This is a genomic window from Bacillus cereus group sp. MYBK216-1 (assembly GCF_051916495.1).
GTDB lineage: Bacteria > Bacillota > Bacilli > Bacillales > Bacillaceae_G > Bacillus_A > Bacillus_A thuringiensis_K.
Genome location: NZ_JBQAGT010000047.1, coordinates 1 through 545, shown reverse-complemented (window position 1 = coordinate 545; position 545 = coordinate 1). Strand labels below are relative to the sequence as shown.

Here is a 545-nt window from a genome sequence, read left to right as displayed (position 1 = left end):
CCACACATCCATCAACTTAAGGATTTAGACTATTTTTGAAGTTAAAAGCACGTTACTATTTTCTTATGTTAATGAGAAAGGGTGACGTGTTTTTTATGAATATGAATCAAAAACAAGAATTATCTTTATTCGCTGAAGAGTTATATCGATATATGTCTCCCGCTACACTTAATCAATTAGCCATAGAAGCAGGCGGAATGAAACGAAAACGTAAGTGCCACGGGCACCATTTCTTATCTTTGTGTGTATGGCTAAATCAACAAGTCGCTACTACCTCTCTTACTCAACTATGTAGTCAATTAGAAACTTCAACAGGAGTTTTATTAAGTCCGGAAGGACTTAATCGGCGATTTAACTCTGCTTCTGTAGCCTTCTTTCGAACTGTATTTACTACACTTCTACAAGCTAAAATTGGAGGCGTATCTAAGATTTCTCATTCTCTTTCTTCCTACTTTGAGCGCATTCGCATCCTTGATTCTACAACCTTTCAGGTTCCAGATCGATTCGCATCTACCTATCCTGGTGCCGGAGGATGTAGTCATAAA

Annotated in this window: 1 pseudogene; it reads left to right on the top strand. The window is 37.8% G+C overall.

Going from position 1 to position 545, the window contains the following annotated elements:
• Positions 1–95: 95 nt before the first annotated feature.
• Positions 96–545, top strand: a pseudogene (locus tag ACTFRH_RS30925) (IS4 family transposase); the annotation flags it as partial.